At 46.1% G+C, this 21,298-nt stretch carries 18 protein-coding genes and 1 pseudogene; 6 read left to right on the top strand and 13 right to left on the bottom strand.

Features of this window, described 5'->3' with window-relative positions; translation table 11 throughout:
* Nucleotide 1: 1 nt before the first annotated feature.
* Genes ACLWBD_RS15380 through ACLWBD_RS15370 form a run of 3 tightly spaced genes read right to left on the bottom strand, consistent with a single transcriptional unit; the run spans nt 2 to nt 3,668 of the window.
* Nucleotides 2–1,282, bottom strand: coding sequence for a glutamate-1-semialdehyde 2,1-aminomutase (locus ACLWBD_RS15380; RefSeq protein WP_413568857.1), 1,281 nt, complete (start codon nt 1,280–1,282; stop codon nt 2–4).
* Nucleotides 1,270–2,778, bottom strand: a complete 1,509-nt coding sequence (gene hemC / locus ACLWBD_RS15375; protein WP_063205228.1) for a hydroxymethylbilane synthase — start codon at nt 2,776–2,778, stop codon at nt 1,270–1,272. The genes ACLWBD_RS15380 and hemC overlap by 13 nt, the downstream gene beginning before the upstream one ends.
* On the bottom strand, nt 2,769–3,668 hold the full coding sequence (locus tag ACLWBD_RS15370) for a hypothetical protein (RefSeq protein ID WP_063205227.1): 900 nt from the start codon (nt 3,666–3,668) through the stop codon (nt 2,769–2,771). Before ACLWBD_RS15370 ends, hemC begins: the two co-directional genes overlap by 10 nt.
* A 107-nt stretch (nt 3,669–3,775) precedes the next feature.
* Here ACLWBD_RS15370 and hemB point away from each other — a divergent pair, with 107 nt between their 5' ends.
* Nucleotides 3,776–4,762: a porphobilinogen synthase gene (gene hemB / locus ACLWBD_RS15365; RefSeq protein ID WP_063205226.1), complete on the top strand. Its 987-nt coding sequence runs from the start codon at nt 3,776–3,778 to the stop codon at nt 4,760–4,762.
* Between the two features lie 69 nt (nt 4,763–4,831).
* A complete protein-coding gene (locus ACLWBD_RS15360) occupies nt 4,832–6,025 on the top strand; it encodes an exo-beta-N-acetylmuramidase NamZ domain-containing protein (RefSeq protein ID WP_413568855.1) in 1,194 nt (397 codons plus the stop codon).
* Between the two features lie 44 nt (nt 6,026–6,069).
* Here ACLWBD_RS15360 and aceA read toward each other — a convergent pair whose 3' ends face one another.
* Both aceA and aceB read right to left on the bottom strand, forming a co-directional pair.
* Nucleotides 6,070–7,416 carry an isocitrate lyase gene (gene aceA, locus ACLWBD_RS15355; protein ID WP_413570742.1) on the bottom strand — a complete coding sequence of 449 codons (1,347 nt, stop codon included), beginning with the start codon at nt 7,414–7,416 and terminating at the stop codon, nt 6,070–6,072.
* A gap of 39 nt (nt 7,417–7,455) precedes the next feature.
* Nucleotides 7,456–8,979, bottom strand: a pseudogene (gene aceB / locus ACLWBD_RS15350) (malate synthase A); the annotation flags it as partial.
* A gap of 218 nt (nt 8,980–9,197) precedes the next feature.
* Between aceB and ACLWBD_RS15345 the strand changes: the two are divergent.
* Both ACLWBD_RS15345 and ACLWBD_RS15340 read left to right on the top strand, forming a co-directional pair.
* Nucleotides 9,198–9,917: a hypothetical protein gene (locus ACLWBD_RS15345; RefSeq protein WP_413568854.1), complete on the top strand. Its 720-nt coding sequence runs from the start codon at nt 9,198–9,200 to the stop codon at nt 9,915–9,917.
* 133 nt (nt 9,918–10,050) lie between these two features.
* Complete coding sequence (locus tag ACLWBD_RS15340) at nt 10,051–10,836, top strand: hypothetical protein (RefSeq protein WP_413568852.1); 786 nt, start codon at nt 10,051–10,053, stop codon at nt 10,834–10,836.
* Here ACLWBD_RS15340 and ACLWBD_RS15335 read toward each other — a convergent pair.
* The 3 genes from ACLWBD_RS15335 to ACLWBD_RS15325 are packed head-to-tail and all read right to left on the bottom strand — an operon-like array spanning nt 10,826 to nt 13,403.
* Nucleotides 10,826–11,401, bottom strand: a complete 576-nt coding sequence (locus ACLWBD_RS15335; RefSeq protein WP_413568850.1) for a hypothetical protein — start codon at nt 11,399–11,401, stop codon at nt 10,826–10,828. The genes ACLWBD_RS15340 and ACLWBD_RS15335 overlap by 11 nt on opposite strands.
* On the bottom strand, nt 11,398–12,423 hold the full coding sequence (locus ACLWBD_RS15330) for a TolB family protein (RefSeq protein WP_063205221.1): 1,026 nt from the start codon (nt 12,421–12,423) through the stop codon (nt 11,398–11,400). The genes ACLWBD_RS15335 and ACLWBD_RS15330 overlap by 4 nt, the downstream gene beginning before the upstream one ends.
* Nucleotides 12,420–13,403, bottom strand: coding sequence for an A/G-specific adenine glycosylase (locus tag ACLWBD_RS15325; protein ID WP_413568848.1), 984 nt, complete (start codon nt 13,401–13,403; stop codon nt 12,420–12,422). Before ACLWBD_RS15325 ends, ACLWBD_RS15330 begins: the two co-directional genes overlap by 4 nt.
* Before the next feature lie 38 nt (nt 13,404–13,441).
* Here ACLWBD_RS15325 and speB point away from each other — a divergent pair, with 38 nt between their 5' ends.
* Entirely contained in the window at nt 13,442–14,377 is a 936-nt protein-coding gene (gene speB / locus ACLWBD_RS15320; RefSeq protein WP_413568847.1) for an agmatinase, read from the top strand.
* Between the two features lie 4 nt (nt 14,378–14,381).
* Here speB and ACLWBD_RS15315 read toward each other — a convergent pair whose 3' ends face one another.
* Nucleotides 14,382–14,876, bottom strand: a complete 495-nt coding sequence (locus tag ACLWBD_RS15315) for a hypothetical protein (protein WP_413568845.1) — start codon at nt 14,874–14,876, stop codon at nt 14,382–14,384.
* A 234-nt stretch (nt 14,877–15,110) separates the two neighbouring features.
* On the opposite strand from ACLWBD_RS15315, the gene ACLWBD_RS15310 reads away from it, so the two are divergent.
* The gene (locus ACLWBD_RS15310) at nt 15,111–15,527 is read left to right on the top strand and encodes a BON domain-containing protein (RefSeq protein ID WP_063242236.1); all 417 of its coding nucleotides are present in this window, start codon (nt 15,111–15,113) and stop codon (nt 15,525–15,527) included.
* Nucleotides 15,528–15,604: 77 nt separating this feature from the next.
* On the opposite strand, the gene ACLWBD_RS15305 is transcribed toward ACLWBD_RS15310, so the two are convergent.
* The 4 genes from ACLWBD_RS15305 to ACLWBD_RS15290 form a co-directional block, all read right to left on the bottom strand.
* Entirely contained in the window at nt 15,605–17,008 is a 1,404-nt protein-coding gene (locus ACLWBD_RS15305; protein WP_413568843.1) for a sigma-54-dependent transcriptional regulator, read from the bottom strand.
* Nucleotides 17,009–17,249: 241 nt separating this feature from the next.
* Nucleotides 17,250–18,593, bottom strand: a complete 1,344-nt coding sequence (locus ACLWBD_RS15300; protein WP_413568842.1) for a DUF1214 domain-containing protein — start codon at nt 18,591–18,593, stop codon at nt 17,250–17,252.
* A gap of 88 nt (nt 18,594–18,681) precedes the next feature.
* The gene (locus ACLWBD_RS15295) at nt 18,682–19,083 is read right to left on the bottom strand and encodes a response regulator (RefSeq protein ID WP_413568840.1); all 402 of its coding nucleotides are present in this window, start codon (nt 19,081–19,083) and stop codon (nt 18,682–18,684) included.
* A 9-nt stretch (nt 19,084–19,092) separates the two neighbouring features.
* Entirely contained in the window at nt 19,093–21,294 is a 2,202-nt protein-coding gene (locus ACLWBD_RS15290) for an ATP-binding protein (protein ID WP_413568838.1), read from the bottom strand.
* Nucleotides 21,295–21,298 lie beyond the last annotated feature (4 nt).

The raw sequence follows: 21,298 nt of genomic DNA, 5'->3' as shown, positions 1-21,298 counted from the left end.
CCTATTCAGCGGCGTCGATAATAGCTTGAGCAGCTTGTTCTAAAATCTCATCTGTATGAGCCATAGAAACAAATCCGACTTCGTAAGCATTTGGAGCCAGGTAAACGCCTTTTTCCAAAGACTTCAGGAAGAGACCTTTGAAAGTCGCTCCTTGATTCCCCGGAATTTGTTCAATCGTGCGAATAGGAGTTTTAGAAGGACCGTGAATCCAGAACAAAGAAGCCGAATGACTGACTTCTAAAGGAAGTCCTTTTTTCGCAAAACCCGCGCGGATAGTGTCGGTGAATTTTTGAGTTCTTTTTTCAAGAACATTCCAACCATCCAAGCGCTGCATTTTTTTAAGAGTCGTAAGGCCGGCGCGCATGCCAATTGGATTCGCACTCAACGTGCCAGCTTGATAAACGTCTCCGCTTGGAGCGACCATGTTCATCAATTCTTTTTTTCCACCGTAACAACCTACAGGGAAACCACCACCGATAATTTTACCGTAAGTCACAAGGTCAGGGCGGATGCCGGTTTTTTCAACCATGCCTTGAAGTCCGACGCGGAAACCAGAAATGACTTCATCAAAAATCAAAAGGCTTCCGTTCTTTTCGCAAAGTTCAGCGACTTTCTTTAAGAATTCTTGTCTTTGAACTAAAAGACCATAGTTGGCAGGAAGTGGTTCAATGATAACTGCCGCGATGTCTTTACCGAAATTGTGGAAGACCTCTTGAAGTTTTTGTTCGTCATCTAACGGAGTCACGACAGTTTGTGCGGCGACTTCCGCGGGAATGCCGGCACTCGAAGAAGCCGCTGCACCCGCAAGTCCGCTTCCGGCTTTTACCAAAAGATTGTCGACGTGACCGTGATAGCATCCTTCGAATTTTAAAATCTTATTACGACCTGTCGCCGCGCGAGCCACGCGCAAAGCACTCATCACCGCTTCTGTTCCTGAAGAAACGAAACGTAATTTTTCCATGAAAGGCAGTGTGCTCGTGATCCACTCCGCAAGTTCCAAAGAGTAAATCTCTGTGGCTCCGAAAGTCCAAGCCGTGTCGACCATGCGGTGAACTTCTTCTTTTACTTCGGGATCTAAGTGACCCAAGATCAATGGACCAAAGCTTTGGCAGAAGTCGATATACTTTTTATCTTCAACAGACGTCAGGTAAGCGCCCTCCGCTTTTTTGAAGAAAACCGGAGCGCGATCCAAGCCTTTAAAAGAACGAACAGGGGAGTGAACTCCACCCGGAGCGACATTCAAAGCGCGTTGGAATAATTCTTCAGAGGTTACTTTGTGCATTGTTTTCTCCAGTCGTCTTGATCCAAGAAAATTCTTAAGCGGGAAGGATCAAAAGCGTTTTTATTTTCCATGTAAGCGCGGATCACTTTGTAAGTGTTGCCCGGGCCACAGGCGTGGTTTTTGTTTAAAATTTCTGGCGCCTCTTGCGCAGCTTGCAAGAACTGGCTGCCGCTACTCCAGAAAAAGCTTTCTTTATCAGTTAAGCCTTCCAAACTGCCTGTTGGTTTCAACGTATAAGTCGCTACCAAAGGAAGTTCAGCGGAGTTCGCAGCAAAGCCTTCGTCGTGCGAAAGTTTCGCCCACTGCAAAGATGTTCCCGCAAGAATATCAATGCGTGCGTTTTCTTGCTCCCCCAGGCTTTCTGAAGAGCCGTGAACCCATATACCTTTTTGGGCCAAGTTTTTCCATGTTTTAAGCCCTGCAGTCCAAACAAATCCGGGGGATTGAAGTTCGGAAGGCCAAGCTTCACTACGAGCCACGAAAACCGCGTTCGTGTTCACTGGCAATCCAGAAAAGTGCAGATTGTTGCGGTCGGCTTTGACGTCACTTGACCACATTTGGTTTTCATTAAACTGAGGCGCTTTATCTTTCAGCTGAAGCTCGCGGGCATCCAAGACTTGCCCCTGATCTGTCAGGCCTTTAAGCAAAGTGATATCGCCATAAGGGCGGGTCATCACGGCGACGCCGATTTTTTGGTGGCAGCCACCACCGAAACTCGAAAGAATCTCACGCTCTTTTTGAGCGCAGCGGTATGTGTCTTCATCATGGATGGATTTCAAAAGATCATTGAGGTCACGGCGAGTTGTCAGGATTTCTACCGCCAAAGCCCCTTGAGCAGCCGCATTCGGATTTATACTTAATGGCAGTACAGCCCAAGTCAGTTGTTGCATATAACCGCGCAACAATTCTTGAACTTCTTTAAACTCGGCCTGAGGGGCTGTTAACAGACGGTCTAAAGCCGCTTTGGCCACGATCAGGCCATCGGTTTCAGAGCTTTCTAAAAGTTTACGAACGCGAGTAGGGATATTTCCACGCACGCTTTCAAACTTCACGGACTGCAAATTAAACGGAAGATGAGATTTAAAAAAGTCGGTGAGGTTGTATTCACGACGAGGAGAAGAGCTGAAAACTTTCAAAGCTCTGTTCGCTTTGATTTTCTCAAAGTGCGAAGTTTTTAAAAGTAAAAGATCTCTTTGATCCGCGCGCGGCAAAGTCGCGGCAATCAGAGTGTCGACTTTGCCCTCTGTAGGAAGGTCTTTCCAAGAGTGCACAACCATATCGGTTTCGTCGCGCAAAAGCTCGCCGTAGAAATCTTCAGTGAAGACACCTTTTTCAGGAATTTTCCATAAAGGATCTGTCAGATTGATATCACCCAGGGATTCTTTGAAACGGTATTCGACTTCCAAAGCAGGATGTTTTTTTTGAAGTGCTTCGCCAACGGTGTAAGCCTGAAGGCGAGCCAAATCGCTCTTGCGAGCGGAAATTTTTATGCGCATAGATCGTCCCAACCAAGTGGGCGAAGCTCCGTTCTTTGCATAAAGGCTACGGCTTTTTCAAGAAGATGTGCTTTCAAAGCCTGAATCTTGTTGTGAGTATCCTTTTTCGTTTCTTCAATCTCTGCAAAGAATTGATGAAGCCCCATGAAAACCACGTGGGGGAACTTTTCTGCGATCAAAGAATCCAATTCGTTTTCTTCTCCGCGCAAATCAAAAACAGCTGTCGGACGTGTGTCCTGTTTGCTCATGAGTTCCAAGATACGTGCGTCGCTCAAAGGAGCCGCAATCACCATCGCCTCGCCATGAATGTATGATTCATTGTAAGTCGTGATAGTCAGATTGTTGTATTTCTCTGAAAAATTTTGCAATTTTGCAGGATCACGGCAGATCGCTTGAAGCGCTTTCTTGTGAGCCAGCCAAGGAAGAATCTCTTGTGCCAATTGACCCGAGCCGCACATTGTAACGGTCTCTAGATCTTTTGTGTATCTGCGCAAAAGGCTTCCGTAGCTTTGCGAGCCAATACCGACAAGATGCTCTGCGCGCGTCTTCTTCACTTCGGCCATGATGAAGTTCAACCATTTTTGGTGATCTCCAAAAAGCGTGTCACCCAATTGTTTACGTGACTCAACAAAGTTTTTAAATTGTCCGAAGACTTCTGTCTCACCAACAATCGGTGAGTGCAGACCGCAAAGGATTTCTAACAACAAGCTCAGGGCTTGTTCGCCGCGAAGGATGTGATCTTCTTTTTCCAGAACATCCGCGTAACCTGCCAACTCACCTTCAGTGCAAAAAAGAATTTTGCGAAGGCAGGTTTTCCAGATCGCTGCATCTTGGAGAGACTCCGAGAAGTTTCTATTGGATTTTCTGTGAACGAGAAGTATATCTTCCATGTACAGAAAGGTTTATCACTAAACTTTCAATTAAGTGTCATCCAATTGTCATCCGAAGAATGAAAATTGCTGTAATGCCTGGGAAATAGGCAGGGGATGGAGATTATATGAAGCTCACTCAAAGACCACGTAGAAACCGTAAAACTGAAGCTCTGCGCCAAATGGTGGCAGAGACCGATTTGAGACCCTCTCAGCTCGTATTGCCTCTTTTTGTTGTCGACGGTAAGGGTGAAAAACAAGCTATTCAATCTATGCCGGGAATTTACCGCATGAGTCCGGATATGCTGTTGCAAGAAGTGCAAAAAGCGGTCGAATTGGGTGTTAAGTCCTTCGATCTTTTTCCGGCTATTTCCGAGACACTCAAGGACTCTTACGGAAAAGAATCTTTAAACCAAAACGGGCTTTTGCCGACCACTTTGAGAATGATTCGCGATAAGTTCCCCGACGTGACGTTGATCTCGGATGTGGCCCTGGACCCTTATTCTTCTGACGGCCACGATGGTGTTGTTAAAAATGGCAAGATTTTGAATGATGAAACTGTCGAGATCTTGGCGAAAATGTCGATCGTTCACGCCCAAAACGGCGCCGACATCGTGTCGCCTTCGGATATGATGGATGGTCGTGTGGGCGCTATCCGCGAGGCCTTGGATGACGAAGGTTTTACAGACGTAGGCATTCTTTCTTATTCGGCAAAATATGCTTCTAGTTTTTACGGACCATTTCGTGAAGCCTTGGATTCAGCTCCCAAGTTTGGCGATAAAAAAACTTATCAGATGGATTTCCGCAATGCGCGTGAAGCCTTGCGCGAGATCGAACTCGACGAACTTGAAGGTGCGGACATGGTGATGGTGAAACCGGCGTTAAGCTATTTGGATATCATCAGCCTCGTGAAATCACACACCCACTTGCCGGTAGCGGCTTATAATGTGAGTGGTGAATACGGCATTATTAAAGCGGGCGCTAAAGCCGGCTTTCTGGATGAAACACGTGCGATGGTTGAGACACTTTATTCCATCCGCCGTGCCGGAGCTGACGTGATCTTTACCTATTTCGCTTTGCCAATGGCGGAGTGGTTGCGTAAGAACGTCAACTAGTCTTGCCCTGAACCTTTTTGACAGCACCTGCTTCCGTTATTACAATTTTCCTTTAACAAGGACGTTGTTATGAAGTTAGGTGTTGAGGTTCTTTTATCCAGTGCTCCGCTTTTAAAATCTTTGAAAGGCAAACGTGTTGGTCTGGTTTGCCATCCTGCCAGTGTCGATGAAAATCTTCAGCACAGTCTGGATTTACTTTCTAAAAAAATAAAACTGTCTTGCGCTTTTGGACCTCAGCACGGTGTGCGCGGTGATAAGCAAGACAACATGATCGAAAGCCCGGACTTCATCGACCCGGTTCATAAAATCCCTGTGTTCAGCCTTTACGGCGAAGTTCGTCGTCCCACAGCAAAGATGATGGACAGCTTTGATGTGGTTCTTTTTGATCTTCAAGATTTAGGTTGTCGTATTTACACTTTCATCACGACCTTGCTGTACGTGATGGAAGAGTGCGCGAAGCTCGGTAAAGGTGTGATCGTTTTAGATCGCCCAAATCCAGCAGGCCGACCGATCGAAGGTTTTAAAATGCTTCCGGGCTGGGAATCCTTTGTGGGTGCGGCTCCCATTCCCATGCGCCATGGACTGACAGTCGGAGAACTTGCGCTCTACTTCAAAGACTTTTACAAAATGAACTTGGACTTGAAAGTCGTGAAAATGAAAGGCTATGCGCCTGATAAAAAGCCTGGTTATGGTTGGGATCTTTCTCGCCCATGGGTGAATCCTTCTCCGAACGCGGCTTCTTTGAATATGGCACGTGCATACTCTGGAACAGTTTTGATCGAAGGAACCACTTTGTCCGAGGCGCGTGGGACAACACGAGCTTTAGAAATCATCGGCGCCTCTGATATTGATTTCAGCGAAGTTTTAAAGCGCATGAAAAAGAAAGCTCCGCAGTGGTTTAAAGGTGTTGTGCTTCGCGAGTGTTTCTTCGAGCCCACATTCCACAAGCACGTGGGAAAACTTTGTCACGGATTTCAGTTTCACACCGACAGCAAAGCCTATAAGCACGATCAGTTTAAGCCCTTCCGTTTGACGGCGCTGATGCTGAAAGTGATTCGCGAAATGCATCCTCAGTATCCAATTTATCGCGACTTCGCCTATGAATATGTGAAAGACCGTTTGGCGTTTGACGTGATCAATGGTGGGCCCGCTTTAAGAGAGTGGATTGAAGATAGCAAGGGCACTCCGAAAGATCTGGATAAGGCCTTGGCGGTGGATGAAAAATCCTGGGCTAAGGAAAGAAAAAAATATCTGTTGTACTAAAAAGAAAAAGAGATCTGGAAACCCAGATCTCTTTTTTTTAGTAATTAGTGCTGAAGGGGTTGGGTCACTGTCTCGGGTGGAGGCGGTGGCTGATTTGATGAACCTTTATGGAATTGCTCTTCGGTAGATCCCTTCAAAGCCCCTGTAGATCCTTGACCTTCGGTTATCACTTGAAGAACTTCATCGAAATATCCCGTTCCCACTTCGGCTTGATGTTTCACTGCCGTGTAACCTTTTTCCGCAGCTTCGAATTCTTGCTCTTGCAGCTCCACGTAAGCCGTCATGCCATCTGTCGAGTAGCGATGAGCCAAATCGAAAGTGTGGTAGTTTACTAAATGCCAACCGGCCAGAGTGATAAATTGGAATTTATAGCCCAGTTTACCTAAGTGATCTTGGAACTCAGCGATTTCTCCATCACTTAAATGCAACTTCCAATTAAATGAAGGCGAGCAATTGTAAGCCAGAATTTTTTCTGGATACTTTTTGTGAACTTCTTTGGCAAATGTTTCGGCTTCTTTCATATCGGGTTTTGAGGTCTCAAACCAAAGTACGTCAGCCCAAGGAGCATAAGCGATCGCGCGCGCGATGGCGTACTCAAGTCCCCCGCGAATCACGTGGTAACCTTCTGGAGTTCTTTCACCAGTTAAGAAAGCATGATCGGCAGGATCAATATCCGACGTCATCAGTGTCGCACTTAAGGCATCGGTTCGGGCGATGATCACTGTGGGAACACCCAAAACGTCTGTTGCTAAGCGGGCGGCCTGGAGTGTGCGAATGAAATTGCTGGTTGGAATAAGAACTTTACCTGCCATGTGACCGCATTTCTTTTCTGCGGCTAATTGATCTTCAAAGTGCACTCCGGCGGCTCCGGCTTCGATCATGGACTTCATCAATTCAAAAGCGTGAAGGGGACCCCCAAAGCCCGCTTCGGCGTCAGCAACGATCGGAGCATACCAATCTTCACCGCGCATGTCTTTGCCTGTTTGATTCGCGATTTGGTCAGCACGCGTGAAAGAGTTGTTAATACGTCGGACTAAATTGGGAACGCTGTTAGAAGGATAAAGGCTTTGATCTGGATAAGTCTGACCAGAAAGATTCGCGTCAGCGGCCACCTGCCAACCGCTCACATAAATTGCTTGCAGTCCGGCTTTCACCATTTGTGCAGCTTGTCCTCCGGTCATCGCCCCAAATGTATTCACGTAAGGGGAGTTCTTTAAAAGGCCCCAAAGTTTTTTTGCGCCCATTTCCGCAAGGGTGTATTGAACTGGAATCGTCGTGCGCAGTTTCGCCACTTCGGCCGAGCCGTAGTTGCGTTTCACACCTTTCCATCGTTCGTCTGTGGCCCATTGAGCATCCACTGATTTTTTATGAGCTTCCATGCCGTTCACCATCTCAATCTCCTTTGATTCCGCTTTAGTTAATTGTTCATAAGCCATCGTGGTTAGGAAATTTGGGAAGTCCTCAGTAAGAACCATATAATTTAAAAGCGAAACTGCCTTTTTCAAATGCGGTACGTCCTGAGATTCCAAATTAAAAATTTCTTCCTGCAAAAGCAGCTTGTATCGTCCGTAAGTTAAAGGCGAGCCATCCGTTAAAACAACATGGTGATGCAGCCACTGCCAAAGCTGGCTGCGCGAGATCTCTGCGGTCGCGGCGTCTTCCATCAAGTTGTCTAAAGCGGCCGCACCGATACCAGAGAGCCACTTATCCAAATAGCGGAGAGTGATAGAGATATTCGTGCGCACGCCTTCTTCAGAGACATGAACGTCCTTAGGCACTTTTAAAAGATCTTCGGCAAAAACCGGCCCGCGAGGCGCCACATGTTTCTGGTGGGGGCGGTCACCTAACACTCGGGTGAACTCTGCAAACGCCACTGGAACTAAATCGGGATGAGCCACCCAGGTCCCATCAAATCCCAAACGCACTTCGCGGGATTTATCCTCGGCGACCTTGTGAATTGCATTCTTCGTCAGATCAGGATCTTGGCGATTTGGAATAAAGGCCGCCATGCCGCCCATCGCGTGGGCTCCGCGTTTGTGACAAGTTTGAACCAAGAGCTTGCAGTACGACTCCATGAACGGAGTTGTCATTGTGACTCGCGCACGTTCTGAAAGAACGAACTCAGGACAAGCATGAAACTTTTTAATCAAACTGAAAATATAATCCCAACGACCGGCATTGAGGCCCGAAGCATAGTCCTTTAAAGCAAAAAGAATTTCATCCATTTCAAAAGCCGCGGTGATGGTTTCAATTAAAACCGTCGCGCGAATAGTCCCAGCGGGAATGTCTAACTTCTCTTCAGCAAATTTAAAGACATCGGACCACCAAGTCGCTTCTTCATGATTTTCTAATTTAGCCAAATAGAAGTAGGGCCCGGTCCCTCGTTTCATCAATTCTTTGGCGTTGTGGAACATGAAAAGGCCGAAATCAAAGAGCGCTCCCGAAATCGGTTCTCCGCGAATCATAAAGTGCTGTTCGTCTAAATGCAGACCGCGAGGCCGCACCACCAGAGTGGCGATATTTTTATTGAGCTTGTACTCTTTGCCGTTTTCGTTGCGATGAGTGAGCGTGCGACGAACGGCTTTTTGAAGCGCATCCTGTCCGTTTAAAAGATTGAACCACGTCGGACTTAGGGAGTCTTCAAAGTCCGCCATGAAAACTTGAGCGCCTGAGTTCAGCGCATTGATGATCATTTTGGGTTCTGCAGGACCCGTAATTTCAACACGACGATCTTGAAGATCCTGAGGGGCCTCCGCGACTTTCCAGTCAGATTCACGAATACTGCGTGTTTTCTCTAGGAACTGGGGGCGCGCTCCTTCACAGAATTCATTCACCAAGGTTTTTCGTTTCATCAACATGTGACGACGAAGACCATCGAATTTTTCGTGAAGAGAAATTAGAAAATTGGCGGCATCCGGGGTGATCAATTCAGCTTGAAGCTCATTAACGTTCATTGGAAGACTCCTCTCCTGATCTAAAAATCCTGAGGCTTCGTGAAGATCTAAACAAGTGAATAAGAATCCATTCATATTTGTATTTTTGCGAATGAGGAACTCACTCACATTCCCCTGAACTTAGCTCTAGAACTGCCTTTCAAAGGGTGGATTAAAACTTCGTAAGGCGTGTAGCCTAGCAACTCATTACGAAGAATTAACCCGAGCAAGGAGAATGGATGAAGTTTAAAATGACGACGCTAACGTTGATGTTTGCATTAGGTCTAGGCCAAATTGGATGTCAACCAGCGAGCTCAGGCGATGCTCTGAATGAAGAAACCACGGCCGCTATTGAAGACGGCGCTTCAGAGGATATCGCAGACCACATTCATAATGACAGTGAAGAAGCCATTGATCCAGAGATTGAGTCTTTAGGTTGTGTGAAAGCTTCTTCCAGCCAGAAAGCCCAAGTAAATTTAGGAAATACAAAAGAAGAAGAATTTCTTCAACGTTGCGCTAAAGAGACAAACAACTCTTCTTGGTGCAACCAGCTTGTTAGACCGAACAAGAATTCTGCTTCGACATTTCGCTGTACATACGGATCAAGCCAAGAACATCAGTTGATTCACCCTGATGAAAAGACATGGCAATATCCAATTGCAGGCGTAAAAATCCTTCAGGATCTTTCTGCTAGAGGAATTAAAATCAGCCATATCTATAATTGGTGGAGACCGGAGCCCTACAACAAAAACGTGGGTGGTGCGAAAGGTCGTCATCCTTACGGAACTTCTATCGACGTACGCTTTGCGAGCAACAGCGAAGCCGACCGCGCGTTCCGTGAGCTTTGTAAAATGCGCGCCCAAAAAAGATTGCGCGCGATCGGTCACTATGGAAGTGCGTCTTTACACATCGGTGTGGGTGATAAAACAGCCAACACATGGGGTAAACGTTGTAACTAGTTTTCCATATAGCCATATCGATTGTTATCTCAAGAGCCAAGTTATCTTGGCTCTTTTTTTTGTCAGTTAACTAGCCAGGAAAGAATGCATTGCTCGTCTTAAATTCCCTGAGGAGACTTAATCAGGGGGATTTATGCTGAAGACAGTTTTGATTCTTGTAGGTGCTTTGATTTTTACTGACACCGTTTTTGCAAAAAACGTGGATGAACTTGCCAAAGACTTCGCCAGTCCTCACTCCCGCTTGGATCGCTTTCCTATTCAAATCACAAATAACTATCGCGTCGGCCCTCTTGAAAACGGCAGCGTTTTAGAAATGGCTTTTCGACCTCATCTTTCTTTAGACATGGGAACCGACTGGAACTTGGTTTCTCGCAGTTTCTTGCCGGTGCTTTATCATGAGAAGGCTTTCCCTTCTTCCGACTATGAGTTTGGTTTAGGCGATCTTGTGCAAACATTTCTGCTCACTCCAGCAAAACCGAATTCACAGTGGAGTTGGGCTGCCGGAGCTGCGTTTGAAGCACCCACGGCCACAGATACTTTTCTAGGCGCAGGAAAGTGGGCGGCTGGACCCGCTGTTTCCGTCGCCTATGAAGAGTTTCAGTACACATTTGGAATCTTGGCTCACTACCTTTGGTCTTTTGCGGGTGAAGAAGATCGCAGCGATATCAGCCTGGCTTCGATCCAACCGTTTTATAACTATCGATTTGGCGACGGGCGAGCGGTGAATTTAATGTTTGAGTCCGTCTATAATGGCGAACAGGAAGAGTGGACTCATCCCGCCATTCTTAGTTATTCGCATATCTTTTCGTATTCGCAAACGGATGCGGCGGAGTTAGGGGCAGGATTTAAATATTTGGTGTCAGGGCCCGAAGAAGCTTCTGAATGGGGTTTTCGTGTGCAGTTCAGCTTTATTTTTTAACGGGAGCCGGTTCTTTGCTGGCAGACGCCTCGGAGGTCGTCCAAGCGAAGGTCTTCATGATCTGATTGCAGCTTTGCAGAGCTTTGGTGAAACGAGTCTTGTCATCGAGGCAGGTCATAATAGCCACACGGTCTTCATTTTTTAAAACCACTTGGCGGATCTGTTTGTTCTTTGATCTTGAAAGCATATCCACAACTAAAGCGGGACTGCCATTCAAAGTGAAATTCTTGGCGGAAATAACCTCAAAACCATAGTTCGGGTAATCGCGCATCCACTTGCGGGTATAAAGCTCTAAAGAGGCGTTCTTTGCGACTTTATCCGTACGAATGCTAAGACTGCCTTCCGTTTGATTGTCGCGAGGAGCGAAGCGAACCGTGTCTAGAAGGCTTTCTTCGCTGCTTGCTACTGGAACCCAGTTCGTGCCCTCGGTCTTTAAGGTGAAACCTTTGTGCAGAAAATAAAGCCCTTTTTCCGGCGCGGTGAAAGCAGAAGAGCTCGTCGCGGGATGCGGAGCTGCCGACGCTATAGAGGACCAAAATGTCAGAAAGGCGACTAAGGATTTCACTCCTTAAGAGTAGCTTGCGTGGCTGGTTCAAGGCAAGGCCCTAAATCAACTGGCAGATTCACAATGTAAATTTGTTTCTTATCCTGGAATAAGCGCGAGAAGGCGACGCGTTCAGGCTCATCATTCGAAATAGACGGAGATGACAAAGAGTCATTGCCCTTAAAAACAACCTGCGTGCAGTGCTTTTCGATGTCATAGACCTCGATTTGGTAACGCTTTTCACCCTTACGTAAAATGCTATAAAAAAGACGCTGAGGATTGCGCGGAGAGAAGAAAAGATCACGATAAATTCCCTCATTGGACTTCAGCATAAACGGAATCTTTGTTTTTAGATTGTAAAGAACCAAGCTTTCTTCGCCTGTTTTTAGATTCTTTTCAGCCCAAGCCACTTGAGTGCGGTCGGGAGTGATAGCAGGGAAGCGTTTCTCTTTGTCTTTTTCAGCGGAAATCAAACTGACCGGGACTTTTTTTAAATCCAAGCGGTAAATTCCCGAAAGCTCTCCACGTCGGGACGTAAAATAGATCGAAGGTTTTGTCGGGTGAGACACGAAAAAAGGCTGAGCATCAAAGCCCGGCTGTTGCGTCACGCGCAGAATATTCGTGCCATACAGATCACTCATGTAAAGATCTGAGGGTGGAAACTCTTTGTCGAAATTTTTATTTTGCAGAGGACTTTCTTTAATTTCATCTGTTGTCGAAGCGTATAGAATTTCTGACTTCGAAATGTAGATGGCATCGAAGGCGTCGCCATCAGAAAAGGTCACGCGACGTTCCTTGTTGTTTTCAAGGTCCATCTCATACACTTGCCAGCCTTTGTGAGACGCACGGGAACGGCTGCTGTATATAAGTCGCTTTCCATCCTCTGAAAAACGAGGATGATCATTATCGCCCAGGAACGTGATTTGTTTTGTATTTTTGGTCAGTAAAAAGTCAGAAGTTAAAACGTCTTTTGTAACGCTCAAGTGTGTGCAGGCTGAAAGAAGAAAAAATACACCTGCAACTTTCCACTGGATCCACTTCATATATCTACCTTATGCAGCACTTTCTGTAACAGGGAGGAAGGGTTGACCTTCTTCAGTTCTTTAAGTTCCACCCATTCGATGTTCTTACCACTAACGGATTTTTTCGAATGAATCTGAATAAAGATATCATGATGTGTGATGTTGTGTTTGACATCATAGTCCTTGGGCTTGTTTTTTTCCATGGCGATTTCTCCAGGGAAAATCATCTGTCCTTTCAAGAACGGCGCATAGTCGTTTTTCACCAAGGCGACCTTCCGGTCTTTGATCGCGACGAAGGGCTTCCAGACCCAGACTTCACTTTCTTTGCGTGGTTTTTTTAGAGGTAATTTCTCAACCAGATTTTTTTCACGCGACACACAGGTATTCACCCACGGACATAACATGCAGGTTACTTTTTGCGGAGTACAGACGGTCGCACCCAGTTCCATAAGACCTTGGTTTACGACATCGGCATTTCCCAATAAAGACAGCTCATCTGAGATTTTTTGCAAAGTCTCGCGGCCTTTATTATTCCACCATTCTAGCTTCAATCCATAGCGGCGTGAAAGCACGCGGATGACGTTTCCATCCAGGACACCGACTTTCTCTCCAAAGGCGATGCTGGCCACGGCGCGGGAAGTATAGGGGCCAAAACCTGGAAGCTCTAAAAGCTCTGCGGCTGTTTTGGGAAAACCTTTTTCGGCCAAAGCCTTAGCGGCTTTGTGAAGATTGCGGGCGCGAGAGTAATAACCTAAACCGGCCCAAGCCTCTAAGACTTCATTTTCAGGAGCGTTCGCCAAGTCCTGTACCGTGGGAAATTTTTTTAGAAATTTTTCGAAATAAGGAATGACCGCAACAACGGTTGTTTGTTGCAACATAACTTCTGAAAGCCAAATACGATAAGGGTCTTTGTTCTCTCTCCAGGGAAGGGCGCGTAGATTCTTTTTGTACCATTGCGTAAGTTGCTTGTGGTCGAGTTTATAGTCGTAATTTGAGCTCATCCGCGGTAATGTAGTCGTACGGTATTTGAGGAGTCAATATGGAATACAAACCGTTAAGCGGACGTGAGTTTCCCCGTTTTTCTGCGATCAAGACCTTCTTCCGGTTGCCCTACGTTTCATTAGACGCCGACTACGAAGTCGGAATCTTTGGCATACCTTACGACGGTGGCGTTTCTTATCGGCCAGGAGCACGCTTTGCGCCAACAAAATTGCGCGAAGTTTCTGCCTTAGGACGTGGTTTCCATATGACCCGTGCGGAAAACTTTTTTGAAAATTTAAAAGTCGCGGATATCGGCGATTGCCCGACAGTGCCTATTGACCAAGGTCAGACCTACGAGCGCATCGAAAAATTTGTGACTGAAATTTTAAATCACGGTAAGCGCTTTTTAGCAGTCGGTGGTGATCACTCCACCACGCTTCCGGTCTTACGGGCCCTGCGAAAAAAATATGGAAAGCCTTTGGCTTTCGTTCACTTCGATGCTCATTTGGATACATATCCTGCCGCTTGGGGTTGTGAATACCATCATGGGGCTTTTGCTCGCCATGCTGTTGAAGAAGGACTGGTAGATCCTAAGAAAATGGTGCAAATCGGAATTCGCGGACCCTTGGCCGGCGGAGATGATTTGAATTTTGTGCGCGCGAACGGCATCCGCGTGATCACGGTGGACGATGTTCGCAATCAACCTTTGAACGAATTCCTGCGCACACTTCCGGTATTTGACGATACGCCAACTTATATCAGCTATGACATCGACAATCTGGATCCTAGCTGCGCCCCAGGAACTGGAACTCCAGTCCCAGGTGGTCTGACGACTTATGAAGTACAACGCATTTTCCGCGCTTTGAAGATTCCGAATCTTGTGGGCGGGGATGTTGTGGAGATTTCTCCTCCGTTTGATCACAGTGATATTACGGCTTTGGCAGGAATGGATGCCCTGTTTGAGATGCTGCATCTTTTCCCGAAGAAGAAATAATGAACTAGTTTCTTTCGCCGTGAGAAATCACGGCGATCACGTGCCGGCGGGGATCCACCGCAATAAAACTTATCGCATTCACACTGGGATACCAGTAAGTATGAGGATCCCACATAAAACTTTCTAAATCTTTTTTGACCTTCAAAAGCTCCCAGTGATTTTTTGTTTTTAAGCGGCGCAAAGTTTCTCGGTGTTCGATTTTTTGATAGCGATAAATTTGCGCATCCATGGAAGTCATTAAAGTAGCTAGCATTTCCGATGAACTTGTTCTTTGCAGGTTGTATTCATTAGTTTCGATCAATTCTTGAAGATCCAGATGAAGCCGTTCAGGACCGCTTTGGAAGAACTCGAATTTCAAACAGGCGAAATCAGGAAAGTCTTCCTCGGTTCGGGCGCATTCCATTTTTAAGTTTTGCAGTGAGAGCGGAAGTTCTAACGGAACTGATGCAAAAGAATTTCCCGCGTTAAAAAAGAACAGAATAAAGATGAGTTTTTTCATAAAGATCTCCTCGTACCAACCCGTCCTGCAAAGGCTCAGGTCTTTTGAAAACAATCACAATAGAACGTGAGAATTAGCGCTGTCCGAATCGGGGCCAGATCCTTTTTCTTTTCCACGCTGAAATGATTCACTCTTTCGCCAAGTGGCAGACCACAAGTTTTGTTGATTTTTTGTGTATTGCGCGACACGGGTTTACAATGGAGTTGTTAAAATAAGAACAACGAGGAGGATCTAATGAAAACGCAACTTGTGACATTGTTAGCTCTGACTGTTTTAGGTGGCACTTCGTTCGCGGACACTTCCGATGATAAGGCGAAACATTCTTACGACCGTGATTCAATGTATGAATCGGCGCCAACAGGAGTTGATAGTGAAGCAACAAGCACTGCGACATCCATGCCCGCTGGCGATACCGCGATGAATGCACCTGCCAAATCAGATTCTGAAATTCAAGCAATGGCTCGTCGTAGCTTGCAACGCGACACCTCTTTATCATCCGAAGCTCGCAACGTGAACATTCGTGTTCAAAATGGACGAGCCACTTTGCAGGGTCAGGCGGCTTCACCTGAAGAAAAAGAATCTATTCGTCAAAAAGTGATGGCTGTCGAAGGAATTAACTCTGTGAATAATAAAGTTTTAATTAAAGAATGAAGTTTCAATCGTAGTGAGGGACGCAGTTCAGCCCAAACAAGAAAGCCCGCTTTTGGCGGGCTTTCTTCTTAAACAAATTATGTCGGTGTGATTTCGTTGGGAGGAATAAGACCTTTCTTTTTGATCTTCTCCACCAAAGTCGTTCGATTCAGTCTTAAAAGAGCGGCCGCCTGGTTCCGGTTCCAGCCCGTCTTTTCCAAAGCTTTTAGAATCAAAGCATTTTCGTAAGCATCGACGGCCGAGTTGAAATCCATTCCCGCATCTGGGATTTCCAAACCGCCGACTTCCGAAGAAGCGGTTTTGCCGGACTTATACTTGATCGGAAGATCTGAAATATCGACCTGCCCTTGGCCTTTTAGAATCGTCATGCGCTCTACAAGATTTTCAAGTTCACGGATGTTTCCAGGCCAAGCATAGTTCACAAGACAATCCAAAGCGTCAGGTGTGATTCCTGAAAGGCCACGGCCTTTGCTTTTATTAAAAATTTCCATGAAGTGATTCAGTAACAATGGAATGTCGGTTTTGCGTTCACGCAAAGCGGGAACAGGCAAAGGAATGACATTCAGACGATAGAAAAGATCTTCACGGAAGCGGCCATTGTCGACAGCCTCTTCAAGATTGATATTCGTTGCCGCGATCACGCGCACATTCACTGTCACAGTTTTAGTTGAGCCTACCGGTTCAAAACTGCGCTCTTGCAGCGCGCGAAGAAGTTTCACCTGCAAAGAAGGTTCAAGGTCTCCGATTTCGTCTAAGAAGATCGTTCCGCCGTCAGCCATTTCAAAGCGACCTACACGGTTGGCAATAGCGCCTGTGAAAGCGCCCTTAATATGTCCGAAAAGTTCACTTTCCAAAAGCTCCGCAGGAATCGCGCCACAGTTGATTGGAATAAACGGGCCTTGCGCGCGAGGAGAGTTGTAGTGAATAGCACGGGCGATAAGTTCTTTTCCCGTACCGGATTCGCCTGTGACCAGAACTGTTGAATCAGAATCGGCCACTCTTTCGATCAAACGCAATACATTTTGAATTTGATCCGAGTTACCCACGATTTGATCGAACTTATATTTTTTATTAAGTTCCGAACGAAGTTGCTGATTTTCCTGCTGAAGTTTTTTGTGAGTCAGAGCTTTTTCAATCAAGCTCATAAGTTCTTCAAGATTGAAAGGCTTAGTTACAAAGTGGAAGGCGCCTTTCTGTGTTGCACGAATAGCAGACTCAATCGTGGCGTGACCTGTCAGAATGATAACTTCGGTCGCGGGGCTCAGAGATTTAAGATGGGTCATGAATTCAATGCCATCGCCATCGGGAAGATTCAAATCAACGATAGCTAAATCGACAGGAGTGTCACCCTGACATAAAACTTTGGCTTCTTCGATTTTGTTGGCAGTGATGACGTTCAGGCCTTTGCGATCAAGCACTCTAAAAAGTGCGGTTCTTAAGGAGGACTCGTCATCTAATATTAGGACTCTTTGGCTTCGCATGAACCTTCCTTCCATGGTGGGTTCTTGTACTGATTCAGTACTTTCTAAAGCTTAGGGTATTTTTGACGGGACTGTCAAAAAATCCGCGCCAGGTAAGGCTTTCAGGACCATAAAACTGGACGGGGAATGGAAAAAAATGCCGCCTTTTTTGGAACTAGACCTGATAAAAATTCGAGATATTCCTCGTCATGATTAAAAAGAAGGCAGATTTAAGAAATCTGCCTTTTGGATTAACCGAAATTCAAAGTTCGTTTTTGGAAAGTGATGTTGTGACTTTCTGTAAGGGCGGTGGGAAATACTGTCCTTTAACGACAGGAAGTTCCGGACCGTAAAAACGAAATGTCAGATGATAGTTGGATTTGTCAGGTGTCGGAAGCCAATTGGCTTGCGGATAATTCTTGGGTTGCTTGTTCGCAAAGACAATTGTCAAAGAGCCGTCTTTATTTTTCTGCAACTTGGATTGATTGTTTATTAGGTATCTGTTCAAAGAGTTGGGAACGACCATGAACTTTTGTCCGTCGACGACAATGACGGACCAAAAGAACTTCGCCAAAGTCTCTGGCAGTTGATCCGCAGGAAAGGTCATAGTGTAGGTTTCGCTGCCATTCAAAGGAGTGTTCGTTCCGTCGGTATTTGTACGATAATAAACAACCTCGTCCGAAGTATTGGCCCAAATCCCCCCATAGTTAACGAGAGACCGCCAAAGATAATTACTTCCGTATTTTCCCGCAGGTGGTGTCGCGCCCCAACCATTTTTGTGTGTTCCTTCAGTCAAAAGAGCGCGCAAAAAAGAGGGAATGGCTTCTTTGCGAATAACTTCGTCCGTTCTTGCACGGAAGGCTTCATCCCCCAAATTGCGGCTAATAAGCAGGGTCTTTTCCTGCAAAGGCACCATGCCGTCGTTAGTATCTGGTTCGCTCTTTAGAATCGCTTCTGCTTTTTCAAAGGCGACGGACCCGGGAAGTTCTTTGTTTGAAAAAAGGGGGATTTGTACCGGCGTTTCAACCTGCGCCGTTGCAGTTGGCCGAATTTTGATTTGCTTTTGGAGTCTTACGGCTTCTTTTTGGTTTTTACCAATTTCCACTCTTGCCAGCACACGAAATTTATTTCCGACAACGTTGATGCGCTCGGTGCCCGTAGGGATTTTCACCGCCGCATTTTCCTGGCAATAAGCAAACTTTCCATAAGGATGCCGAGGGAAGGCCCTTTCGTTGATGTTGGAAAGTGTTTCGCCCCAGCTGTTTAATACCTGGAACGTGTAATACCTTTTTTCGATCTTTGGAATATCCACTAGAACGCAAGTTTTGGAATCTAAAGCCAACCACGCCTCGCTGTAAACGACGTCTAAGTTGGGATTGGCCCAGGCCACACCGCCAGGCTCGCGATGATAGATTTCATTCCATTTAAATCCACCGTCTTTAAAATCGATATGCTCTTGGCGAAGCACCAACAGACGGCCCAGAAAATAATGATAGGCATCGACAATATCTTTATCACTGATAGTGTTTTGATTGTTTTGTGCAGGTGAACTTAGAGGCGAGAGCAGCAGTAGACAGAACGCTACCAGGTACTTTTTGAGCTTCATAACAACTCCTTGTTTTCATATTTTAGAAAACGTCGGAGCCTCTAAGGAATGGAATTTCACAGGCGGTGGCAACAGTCAGGGAAGTGCCTTAAAGCTTCATCGTAAGAAGCTTGGACTTCAATGTGTCTAGTGAAAGAGGCTTAATAATATAAGAATCTAAGCCTTGATTTAAGGCTTCCTTGACCGACTTTTCATCGGCAACATTTGTGGTCATAACGATCTTGATATTTTTATGACGTTGAGATCGGCGCAAATCTGTCAAAAGACTCAGGCCATTGCGTTTTGGCATTTGCCAATCCAAAAAAAGAAGATCAATACCGGCGCCCATATCGTGAGCGCGTTCGATTTTAGCTAGCGCCACGGCGCCGTCTTCGGCCTGAATAATATATTGAAAACCCAGTTCGCTGAGGGCGGCGGCCAGAATCATTCGATCGGTGGTATTATCATCACTAATCAACACACGTACTTTACTGAATACCTTTTTATCCACGAGCCACCTCTAAGAAGTCATACCTTGATTTCTATTTTCTCTTCCTAAATGCAAACACGCAAGTTTATATTCAGAACGCAGCTGTAAAAACAAATACATCACTTCATCAAATTTATTTTGAGCAATGTCTTCTTCAATTTTGGAACAGAACTGAGTCATTCGACGTAAGCCCGCATTCGCACACGTCGACTTTAAATGATGAGCGATTTTGCTCGCCTCGGACCATTCAGATTGTTCGATCACCGTCTTCATTTTCTGTAAAGACTCTGGAGCTTCTTTAAACCACTCCTCGCGAATCTGTGACATCAAAAGGGGTGCTTGTGTTTCACTGATCTGGCGAAGTCGCTCCATCGCGCGGGGATCAACAATTTGGGTGTCGACGGCATCAAGCTTTGGCGACCACATCGCGAGTTTATCATCCAGCTCTGCCATCGTCAGAGGCTTCGACAGATAGTCACACATTCCTGCGCGCATGCAGTCCTCTTTGTCACCTCGAACAGCATTGGCGGTGACTGCGATAACAGGGATACCTCGACACCAAAGCGCGCCTTGACCGTCAGTAATATGTTTTGCCGCTTCATAGCCATCCATTTCCGGCATGTGGCAATCCATCAGGATCACGTCAGGTTTTTCATTTTCATAAGCGGCAATGGCTTCGCGGCCGTTTTCTACTATCGTGAAAGTGTGACCCAGGCGTTTCAACATAACCTTGATCACTTCCTGGTTTGTGGCGTTGTCTTCAGCCACCAGCACTTTCAACGGAGCCAAAGATGACTGAAACGCCGGATTCGACGGCGACGTAGAGCTATTTGTTGCCGGCAGGGAATTCACTGCCTCTAAAGGAATGTTCACCCAGAATGAAGTTCCTTCTCCGGGTTTGCTTTCTACTTCGATCGTTCCGTTCATCAGATCTACAAGTTTTTTCGTGATAGAAAGGCCCAAGCCCGTTCCACCGTATTTTCTTGTCGTGCTCTTGTCACCTTGTTCAAACGGAGTGAAGAGTTTCTTGACGGTCTCTTCCGTCATACCTGGGCCGTTATCGGAAACTTGCACCTGAAGCATGGTTTTTGAACTTTGCGCGCGGTAGGAGTTGATCTGTAACGTGACTTTACCTGAAGAGCTGAACTTGATGGCATTTCCCAAAAGATTAATAAGAATTTGGCGGATGCGAAGTGCGTCTCCGGAAAACGCGCGAGGTGTGCTGTCAGAAATAGAAATCTCGAAGTTCAAGCCCTTTGACTTCGCGGAATATTCTAAGGTGTTGTAAACTTCTTGCACAAGTTTCGGTAGCTCGAAATAGTTTTCTTCAAGCTCCAGTTTCCCGGATTCAATTTTTGAAAGATCCAAAATGCCGTTGATTAGGGTCAAAAGAGCCATTCCAGCGTCGCGGATCTTTTCAAGTTTGGCACGTTGACCGCTCTCGGGCATTTCCGCAATCATCACTTCCGACATTCCTAAAATACCGTTCATGGGAGTGCGAATTTCGTGACTCATGTTAGCTAAAAATTCAGACTTGTGTTTCGAAGCCTCAACAGCGGCATCCTTCGCCAGCTCTAATTCTTCTTCAACCTTAGTGCGTCGGCGATTCTCCATGTCGGTCAGAAGATAGGCCAGAACGATAATCGCAAAGCAAAGTCCGCTACCTAGAATCGTCCAGTCGCGATTGATACGGCCTTTGGATTCAGAGACTTTGCGATGTTCTTCGGCCTTGGCACGTTCGACACCTTTGACGGCATCAACATAAGCGCGAAGTTGATCCATCACTTCTTTACCGGCACCGGAACGCACTTTGTCTTGTGCCTTTTTTACTTGCCCGGCATTCACTAGCGCAATCATCTCGCGAGACAGATCGATTTTTTTATTTACGAGCCCGCGAAGGGCTTTATACTCCACCATATTTTTAATTTCTGGCGGAGCGCCTTGGTCTAAAGTTTTGAGGTGGCGCGGAATGTGGATGCGGGCTTTATCATAAGGTTCAAGAAAATCACTGTTAGATGTAAGGATGTAACCCCGTTGGCCGGTCTCGAGGTCAACCATTGTCTTCACAAGTTCTTCCATGACAACGACCAGGGCTTCGCTTTTTTCTTGTTCACGAATAGAGCGGCGATAGTCGCGCAAAGAAAGAAAATTGAGTATCAGAATAGAAAGAGTGACGACTGTACCAAGGGCAAAGATACCCTGAATCAAACGATTGGTGATTTTGATTTCCACAACA

This window comes from Bdellovibrio sp. HCB117, assembly GCF_047305915.1.
GTDB classification, from domain to species: domain Bacteria; phylum Bdellovibrionota; class Bdellovibrionia; order Bdellovibrionales; family Bdellovibrionaceae; genus Bdellovibrio; species Bdellovibrio bacteriovorus_B.
The sequence above is the reverse complement of the archived record's forward strand: the minus strand, read 5'-3'. Positions and strand labels throughout refer to the sequence as shown.